General features: G+C 68.6%; 6 protein-coding genes and 1 pseudogene. 3 read left to right on the plus strand and 4 right to left on the minus strand.

The annotated features are described in order from the left end of the window. Window positions 1–294: pseudogene (locus tag VFY73_RS14260) on the minus strand (hypothetical protein); the annotation flags it as partial. Window positions 295–537: 243 nt separating this feature from the next. On the opposite strand from VFY73_RS14260, the gene VFY73_RS14265 reads away from it, so the two are divergent. Continuing rightward, on the plus strand, window positions 538–1,113 hold the full coding sequence (locus VFY73_RS14265) for a DUF7010 family protein (protein WP_329719822.1): 576 nt from the start codon (window positions 538–540) through the stop codon (window positions 1,111–1,113). Between the two features lie 4 nt (window positions 1,114–1,117). On the opposite strand, the gene VFY73_RS14270 is transcribed toward VFY73_RS14265, so the two are convergent. Beyond that, on the minus strand, window positions 1,118–1,810 hold the full coding sequence (locus tag VFY73_RS14270; protein ID WP_329719823.1) for a helix-turn-helix domain-containing protein: 693 nt from the start codon (window positions 1,808–1,810) through the stop codon (window positions 1,118–1,120). Between the two features lie 113 nt (window positions 1,811–1,923). Here VFY73_RS14270 and VFY73_RS14275 point away from each other — a divergent pair, with 113 nt between their 5' ends. Beyond that, window positions 1,924–3,342, plus strand: a complete 1,419-nt coding sequence (locus tag VFY73_RS14275; protein ID WP_329719824.1) for an FAD-binding oxidoreductase — start codon at window positions 1,924–1,926, stop codon at window positions 3,340–3,342. 174 nt (window positions 3,343–3,516) lie between these two features. On the opposite strand, the gene VFY73_RS14280 is transcribed toward VFY73_RS14275, so the two are convergent. After that, the gene (locus tag VFY73_RS14280) at window positions 3,517–5,655 is read right to left on the minus strand and encodes a DUF6600 domain-containing protein (protein WP_329719825.1); all 2,139 of its coding nucleotides are present in this window, start codon (window positions 5,653–5,655) and stop codon (window positions 3,517–3,519) included. Between the two features lie 134 nt (window positions 5,656–5,789). Continuing rightward, window positions 5,790–6,764 carry a hypothetical protein gene (locus VFY73_RS14285; protein WP_329719827.1) on the minus strand — a complete coding sequence of 325 codons (975 nt, stop codon included), beginning with the start codon at window positions 6,762–6,764 and terminating at the stop codon, window positions 5,790–5,792. Between the two features lie 250 nt (window positions 6,765–7,014). Here VFY73_RS14285 and VFY73_RS14290 point away from each other — a divergent pair. Next, on the plus strand, window positions 7,015–8,883 hold a 1,869-nt coding region (locus tag VFY73_RS14290; RefSeq protein ID WP_329719829.1), incomplete at its 3' end, for an FAD-dependent monooxygenase.

Here is an 8,883-nt window from a genome sequence, read left to right on the forward strand (position 1 = left end):
CGCCAGGTGCCGGTAGCTGGTCTTGTCGTGGGCATCGACGCGCTGTTGCACGTCGAGCAGCAGGTATTGCACGCCCTTGGCCACCTGCTGGGCGGGCAACTGGCGGCCGGCTTCGGGTGTCAACGGCACGACCCATGGCGCGGCCGGGGCAACGGTGTAGCTCGCCGGCGCGGCCGGTACCGAGGCGGTGGCGAGCGCGATGCCACCGGCAGCGGCGATGCGAGGCCCCCAGAGGCGGCCGCTGGCGGCGATCCTGCCGGCCCACCGGGTCAGCGTACACACGAAGCTCGTCAAGGTCCCTCCCGCGAAGGCGGCCGGTCTGTCGGTCGCCGGCGTCGCCTTGGCGGATTATCCGAGCCGACCCCCTGCCGCGCAGCCCCTGCCGTGCAGTTTGCACGCCGCTTTGCTCACGCTTGCCAGGCCGCTCGCCGGCGCTGCCGTCGATTCGTCGCGGCGCTGGGTCAGCCGTCGCATGCGGGGCCGATGCGTGGCACGCGCTGGCTAACGTGGCGGCCATTGCAACCCCCTTCCACCGCCATGAGCACACTGGCTGCCGCCACTCCTTCAGCCATCAGCCTCGACGCCCACCGCGCCGCCTTCGCGCAGCGGCGATTCCTCGCGATGCCGCTGGCCGGCACGCTGGCCTGGACGCTGATCGGCATCGCCGGCGCACTGTTGCCGCCGGCGCAGGCCACGCTGGTGCTCTACGTCGCCACCGGCTGCATCGCCTACCTGGGCATGTTCCTGTCGCGATTCACCGGCGAGAACTTCATGGACCGGTCGCGGCCGAAGAACCCGTTCGACGGCCTGTTCATGTCGACCGTCGGAATGGCGTTGCTGGTCTATTCGATCGCGATCCCGTTCGCGCTGAAGGATGGCAGCTCGGTGCCGCTGAGCGTCGGCATCCTGGCCGGGCTGATGTGGCTGCCGCTGTCGTGGGTGATCCAGCACTGGGTCGGCCTGTTCCACACGCTGGCGCGGACGGTGCTCGTACTGGCCGCCTGGCTCGCCTTCCCGGCGCACCGCCTGACGGTGATCCCGGCAGTGATCGTCGCGATCTACCTGGTCACCATCTTCGTGCTCGAGCGCCGCTGGCGCCGCCTGCAGGGCTGAACGTTCAGCGAACCTCCAGCGCTGCCGCACGCGTCGGGGCGAACAGGCTGGTGCCGAGCCAGGCCCACAGCCGTTCGGCCTCGTGCGGTGAGCCATCGATCCGCAGGTCGCGCCCTTGCAGCGCCTCGGCCGGGGTGCGCTCGCCGACCCAGATTTCGGTCAACGCCCGTACGGTGGCGTCGACCACCAGCGTCAGCTCGCGGCCCGGATCCTGCAAGCAGAGGTCCGCGCGGCCGCCTTCCAGCACCAGCCACCACAGCTGCTCGCCCGGCCGCGCATCGCGGAAGTGGAAGTGCACGATCACCGGGTAGGGCGGCAGCTGGTCGAGCCGCACGAAGCGGCGCATGTCCCACATCAGCAGGCCGGGGTCGAGCTCCTCATCACGCAGGCGGCCGGCCACCCAGCGCGCACCCCAGTGACCCAGGCCCATCACGACCGGGCGCAGTGCCTCTCCGGCGTCGGTGAGCTGGTATTCCCAGACCTTGCCGACGGCCTGGCGGCGCACGATGCCGGCCTCTTCCAGGTGCCGCAGCCGCTGAGTCAACAGGCTGGTCGACATGCGCGGCACGCCGCGATGCAGGTCGTTGAAGCGCCTGCTGCCGCACAGCAGCTCGCGCACCACCAGCGGCGTCCAGCGCTCGCACAGCACCTCCGCGCTGCGCGCGACGGCGCAATACTGGCCATAGGTCTCGTCCATCGCGCCATCCCCCGTCCATGCCCCTAAGCTGAGGGGCCAACGCTTCAGATTCTGGACTGGCCGGCCCGGAGCGTCACGAGCAAAGTCCCGCGGTCACTTGCATGGAGGCACTCATGACACTCGAACTCAAGCGGCTGGACGGCAGCCAGGCCGCGATCACGCCCGAAGCGCTTCAGGCGTTCAAGGCCGGTTTCAAGGGCGCGGTGCTGGCACCGGACGACCCCGCCTACAACGAGACGCGCAAGATCTGGAACGCGATGATCGACCGCCGACCCGGCCTGATCGTGCGCTGCACCGGCACGGTGGATGTGGTGCAGGCGGTGCGTTTCGCGCGCCAGCACCAGCTGCTGCTGTCGGTGCGCAGCGGCGGCCACAATATTGCCGGCGTCGCCGTCTGCGAAGGCGGGTTGATGATCGACCTGTCGCTGCTGCGCGGCGTGTTCGTCGATCCGGTGGCGCGCACCGCGCATTGCCAGGCCGGCTGTACGCTGGGCAACGTCGACCGCGAGACGCAGGCCCATGGCCTGGCCGCGGTGCTCGGTTTCGTCTCGGACACCGGCATCGCCGGGCTGACGGTGGGCGGCGGCTTCGGCTACCTGACGCGCCAGCACGGCTGGACCTGCGACAACCTGCTGTCGATGGAGGTGGTGACGGCCGACGGGCAGATCCAGCGCGTATCGGCCGACCAGAACGCCGAGCTGTTCTGGGCCTTGCGCGGCGGCAGTGGCAACTTCGGCATCGTCACGTCGTTCGAATACAAGCTGCATCCGGTAGGTCCCGAGATCCTCGGTGGCGCGATCGCCTGGCGCGGTACCGATACCCGCCAGGTGCTCGATGCGTACCGTGAGTTCAGCGCCGCCGCGCCGCGCGAGTTGACCAGCGTCGCCGTGCTGCGCATCGCACCGCCGGCGCCGTGGCTGCCGAAAGAGGTGCACGGCCAGCCGATCGTCGCGATCTTCGTCTGCCACACCGGCCGCATCGAAGACGGCGAGGCGCTGCTCGCGCCGCTTCGAAAGCTCGGCCAGCCGGTGGCCGACATCGTGCAGCGTCGGCCGTATGCGCAGATGCAGAGCCTGCTCGACGCGACGCAGCCCAAGGGCCGGCGCTATTACTGGAAGTCGCACTACCTGCCGCGCGTCTCGCCCGAGCTGGCCGACCTGGCGACCGATCATGCGAAGCGCATCGTGTCGCCGCACTCGGCGATCCTGATGTTCCAGATCGGCGGGGCGCTGAACGAGCTGCCCGCTGGCCATTCACCGGCCGGCAACCGCGATGCGGCCTATGTGCTGAACATTGCCGCTTCTTGGGAGCAAGCCGACAAGGACGCCGACAACATCGCCTGGGCGCGGGCCGCCTTCGAAGCGACACGCGGCTGTTCGACCGGCGGCACCTACGTGAACTTCCTGACCGAGGAAGAGGGGGCCGATCGCATCGAGGCCGCGTATGGACGGGCGACCTTGGACAAGCTGGCCGCTCTGAAGCGACGCTACGACCCCGAGGGCCTGTTCAACCACACGAAGGCGGTGGCGTAGGCGGCGCTGCCGCCTACGCCTTCGGCTGCACGGGTGCTCCCCCCAGCCCCCTCCATGAGTGGGCTCCAGCGTGACTGACCACTCCCTCCAGCCTCCCTCCGAGAGGGAGGCTCCAGCCAGGTCGATTCATGCTGCTGCGGCGGCCACGCGGGGCGCCGCAGCGGCGGGGTCACGCTAGGGCTCCTTGCGGGGTTGGCCCTCTTCGGCTTCGCTGGCGCGCCGGGCTGCCTTTTCGGCCCGCTCAGCCCGCTTGGCTTGGCGTTCCTCGGCGGTGCGGGGCTTGGCAGCTTCGCGAGCGGGCGCGGCACCATCGGCCGATTCGCGCGGCGCGGGCGCGGCCTCGCCGGCCGGTGCGCGCTGGGGCTTGCGGCCTTCGGCAGCCGATGCGCCCGCCGCCGGCCGCTGCGGCCGTGCGGATGGGCTCGCTGCCGCGGCCGGGGCCGGCGCTGAAGCGGCTTCGCCCGGCGCGCGTGCCTTGCGGTCTTCGCGTTGCTTGCGTGCTTCGGCGGCCGAAGCGCGGCGCTCCGCGGCCGTGGCCTTGGCGGGCGCCGAGGCCTTGCGTGCAGGCGCCGACGCGCGCTCGGCGGGCGCTGACGCGGCGGGCTCGGCCTTGTCGCGGCGCTTGGGTGCGGACGCTTTGCGCGCGGGCGCCGAGGCCTGCCCTGCGGCCGGCACCACATCACCCGCTTCGCTGGCCTTGGAGGCCCGCGGGGCCAGTGTCTGGGCGGTCGTGGTCTTCTTCGAGACCACCTTCACCGCCGGTGCAGCGGCTGACGCGGCGGCGGCCACGGCAGGTGTCGCCCGAAGCTGCTTGCGCTCTTCATCGTCCAGCGGCTGGCCGGGCCGGGCGGCCAGGCGCTCGCGTTGCGCCGCAAAGCTGGCTTTGGGCGGTGGCGGCTCTGTCTTCGCGACGACCTGGCGCGTGAAAGCGCGCGCCGGCGGCTTGGCCTTCGCCTCCCCGGCGGCACGCAAGCTCTTCTCGGTCGGGGCGATCGGTGCGGCAGCGACGACCTCGCGGCCCTCGATCACCTCGCGCGGCGCCTTGATGACGGCCTTGGCCACCGGCTGCGCCGAGCGGAACGTATCTTGCGACACGGCGACCACCGCGCCCGGCACGCGCCGGTTCACGTAGGTGATGTTGGTGACATTGGTGACGTGGATGTTCTTGATCACCGTCTTGTTGATGACGGTGTTGCTGACGTTGACCCGCTCCAAATAGGCGGGGCTCACCTTGTAGGCCGGCCGATAGACCTCGCGCGGGCCGAGCGGGAACCAGCCGACGCCGCCTCCGCCACCGCCACCCACGCTGATCTCCAGGCTGAAGCCTGGTCCGCCGACGAACGCGACCAGCGCCGGCGCATAGGTCGCGCGCACGCGCACCGGGCCGGGCACCCAGCCCCAACGGCCGCGGATGTGCGCCCAACGACCATAGTGCGAGACGGCATAGCCCCACGGGGCATGGTCGACCCAGGTCCAGCCCCACGGGTCGATCCAGGCCCAGTGGCCATCGCGGTACGGCGCCCAGCCGACCGCAACGCGGCGGGGGTACCAGACGTGGCCGTACGACGGATCGGGGCTCCAGCTGCCGTTGTCGTCGAGGTCTTCATAACCCACGACATCAGGGGAGACATACTGGGCCGAAACCGAGGTGCGATAGCTGCGATCGCGGTCGCCTGCCCAGCGGTCGAAATCGTCCGGCGGCAGCACGCTCGCATAGCCTTCGTCGCGCAGCGCATCGCCGCTGAAGCGTTGCACCTGCGGCGCCTGAATCAGGTAGGAGGCACTTTCACCGCTGGCCTCGCCTTCGCCTTCGCGCATGCGGATCACGGTGTTGGTGCCATCAGGATCAACGTCGATCCGGTACGCACCGGGTTGGCGTAGCGTGAATGCCAGGTTCGGCGTGTCGACTTCGACGTACTGGTTCGGCTCGAGGCGGCGCACCCGCACGTTCAGGCTGCCTTCGGTCAATTGCAGCTGCGTGATGTCGTCATCCAGGTTCAGCACTGACACGGCGGTGTTGTCGTTCAATCGAACCATCGCACCGCCGACCTGCAACTCGGCGCGCGAGCCGGCATCGGCCCACAGCCGGTCACCGACGGTGATCGGCCGGTTGATCACCGCCTGGGCCCAGTCGTCCTCGCCTGCCGGCGAGAAACTCACCTGGCCGCTCACATAGCCCAACCGGGCCACCCGGCCCGGAGGATCGGCCAGTGCCCAGCCACTGGTGGCGAGCAGCGCGACGCCGACCGCGAGCAGCCGCTCCCATGGGCGCCACGTTCGCGAGGCGGATGGAATTTCTTGGAACGTCTTCATACAACCTCCGGGGCGGGCCGTCGTTAGCCCAAGGAAGAGCGGCAAGCGCCGTGCCCGCCTCTTGGGAAGATGACCGGAGGGCGCCCTGGGGTGGTGCGCAGCCGGGCGCGCCCGCCTTGTTCGCGCCGGGGCGATCAGGGGGCGATGTTGCTGGTCTGGTGGCGCCAGTTCTTGGTTTGCGAAAAGATCTCGCCGCTGCCGTCGACGAACACCGTGTGCGCCTGGGCGTCGCCCTTGAGCTGGTCCATCATCCAGGCGGTCGGATAGCCGAGGAAGCCGTAGACGCCATTGGTGCACAACAGGCCCACCGGCCCGCAATCGGGCTGGCCCAGCATGTCGTTGTGGCTGGTGCCGCGCAGCGTGGCCCAGAACTTCGGCAGTTGATCCGGCGTGGCGCGGTAGTAGGCGGAGTTCGACTGCAAGCCTTTGGTGCCCTGGGGCTGGTACGAAGGCGAGATGATCGCGTCGAGGCTGCCGTTCAGGAAGAACACCGAGCCCGAGGTCAGCTGCTTCGTGTCGGTACAGTTTTCTTCGCTGCTGCAGTACCTCTGCGCCGGCAGCGCCATCGCGATCGCGGTGCGGATGCTGCCGCCCGCATCACGCATCGCGTTGAGCACGCCCGTGGCGCCTTGCGAGTGGCCCATCGCGCCGATGCGCTTGGTGTTCAGGCGGCCGAAGAACGGGCTGTCCGGGCGCGCGTTCTCCTTCACCATGAAGTCCGCCGCGTCGCGGATCTCGGTGCCGATGCCGGTGTTCGGCTGCCGCGTGGCGACGATCGCGAAACCCCAGCTGGCCAGGTGGCGCAGCAGGTAGTCGTAGTAGTACGGCTGGGCATCGGTGCCGTTGCCGAAGGTGATGATCGGCAGCGGCTTGCTGACCTGGTTCAGGTCGCGCGGGGCATAGACGTCGAAGGCGTAGCCGGCTGAGTCGCAGCAGCCGAACTCGGGCCAATGGCTGACCTCGTGCGGCCCGTTGTCGTAGTAGTGCTTCTCGATCTCGCCGGTCGGCGCATTGGGCACTTTGGTCGGTGCCTTGGCGATGGCGGCGATCGGCAAGGCCGATGCGACAACCAACGTGAGAAAAGTGCGGATCAAGGCAGAGGTGATCATGACGCCCGTGAGGTTGGAAGGGGCGCCGATCGTGTCATGGCTTGCGCGCCAGGATCTTGAAAGCCACCACGCCATGGCAGCTTTCGTCGGCGAAAACGCGACGGCCCTGCGAATCTTCGTGAACCTCGGGTTCCCGTAGAAAGCCTGCGGCGGCCAGGTCGGCCAGCTGGCGACCCCGCATGGCCATTGGTTGACACTTAAATGGTTCACAATTAAAGTAATTTCGAATCCTTTGGTCCAGGTGGCCTGCATGAACATCGTCTGTATCGGCGGCGGCCCCGCCGGTTTGTACTTCGCGCTGCTGATGAAGCAGCAGAACCCCGCGCACGACATCACCGTCGTCGAGCGCAACCGGCCGTATGACACCTTCGGCTGGGGCGTGGTGTTCTCCGACCAGACGATGGAGCACATGCGCCAGTGGGACCGGGTGACCGCCGATCAGATCGAGCAGTCGTTTGCCCACTGGGACGACATCGAGCTGCACATCAAGGGCCGGGTGATCCGCTCCGGCGGCCACGGCTTCGTCGGCATCGGGCGCAAGAAGCTGCTGAACATCCTGCAGGCTCGCTGTGAACAGCTGGGCGTCAAGCTGGTGTTCGAGACCGAGGCCGAGTCGGATGCCGACTATCCCGACGCCGACCTGGTGATCGCCAGCGATGGCATCAACTCGCGTGTACGCACCCAGCATGCGGCTGTCTTCAAGCCCGACATCGTTACGCGGCCGAACCGTTTCATCTGGCTCGGCACCAAGCGCCTGTACGACGCCTTCACCTTCCTGTTCGAAAAGACCGAGCACGGCTGGTTCCAGGCCCACATCTACAAGTTCGACGACACGACCAGCACCTTCATCGTCGAATGTCCCGAGCATGTCTGGAAGGCCCATGGGCTCGACCAGGCGAACGCCGACGAATCGGTCGCGTTCTGCGAGAAGCTGTTTGCGGACAACCTGCGCGGCGAGAAGCTGATGACCAACGCGCGCCACCTGCGTGGCTCGGCCTGGCTGAACTTCCAGCGCATCACCTGCCAGCAGTGGTCGCTGTTCAATGGCCGCAGCCATGTGGTGTTGATGGGCGACGCGGTGCACACCGCGCACTTCGCGATCGGTTCCGGCACCAAGCTCGCGCTCGAGGACGCGATCGAGCTGACCAAGCAGTTCCGCGACCACGGCAACCACACCGAGGTCGGCAGCGACGAAATCGCCGACGTGCTGCGCAACTACCAGGCCGAGCGCCGCATCGACGTGCTGAAGCTTCAGAACGCGGCGTGGAACGCGATGGAATGGTTCGAGAACTGCGGCGAGCGCTACTGCGACCAGCTGGAGCCCGAGCAGTTCATGTACTCGATGCTGACGCGCAGCCAGCGCATCAGCCACGAGAACCTGCGCCTGCGCGACAAGGCCTGGCTCGAAGGTTACGAGCGTTGGATTGCGGCGCGTTCGGGCCTCGCCGAGCCGACCGACAAGCATGCGGTGCCGCCCATGTTCACGCCTTACACCGTGCGTGGGCTCACGCTGAAGAACCGCGTCGTCGTCTCGCCGATGGCGCAGTACTCAGCGGTCGACGGCATCCCCGGTGACTACCACCTGGTGCACCTGGGGGCCCGCGCGCTTGGCGGTGCCGGCCTGGTGTTTGCCGAGATGACCTGCCCGACGCCCGATGCGCGCATCACGCCGTCGTGCCCGGGGCTGTGGAACGACGCGCAGCGCGACGCGTGGAAACGCATCGTCGACTTCGTGCACCGCTACTCGGACGCGAAGATCGCGATCCAGCTTGGCCATGCCGGACCAAAGGGCTCGACCAACGAACCCTGGGTCGGCGCGGGGGCCGACAAGCCACTGGCGCAGGGCAGTTGGCCTCTGATGGCCGCATCGGCGGTGGCCTATGACAAAGGCGTGACCGACCTGCCGCGCGCGATGGGCCGCGCCGACATGGAGCGCATCCGCGACGACTTTGTCGCCGCCACGCGCCGCGCCGCCGAGGCCGGCTTCGACTGGCTCGAGCTGCACTGCGCGCACGGCTACCTGCTGTCGGCGTTCATCTCGCCACTGACGAACCAGCGCGACGACGAGTACGGCGGTGTCCTCGCCAACCGGCTGCGCTGGCCGCTCGAAGTGTTCACC

This window comes from Ideonella sp., assembly GCF_036277275.1.
Classification (GTDB): Bacteria; Pseudomonadota; Gammaproteobacteria; order Burkholderiales; family Burkholderiaceae_C; genus Ideonella.

Bases quoted from the DNA above. Each gene is read 5' to 3' on its own strand.
- VFY73_RS14265 (WP_329719822.1), top strand. From the start codon at position 538: ATGAGCACACTGGCTGCCGCCACTCCTTCAGCCATCAGCCTCGACGCC.
- VFY73_RS14270 (WP_329719823.1), bottom strand. From the start codon at position 1,810: ATGGACGAGACCTATGGCCAGTATTGCGCCGTCGCGCGCAGCGCGGAG.
- VFY73_RS14275 (WP_329719824.1), top strand. From the start codon at position 1,924: ATGACACTCGAACTCAAGCGGCTGGACGGCAGCCAGGCCGCGATCACG.
- VFY73_RS14280 (WP_329719825.1), bottom strand. From the start codon at position 5,655: ATGAAGACGTTCCAAGAAATTCCATCCGCCTCGCGAACGTGGCGCCCA.
- VFY73_RS14285 (WP_329719827.1), bottom strand. From the start codon at position 6,764: ATGATCACCTCTGCCTTGATCCGCACTTTTCTCACGTTGGTTGTCGCA.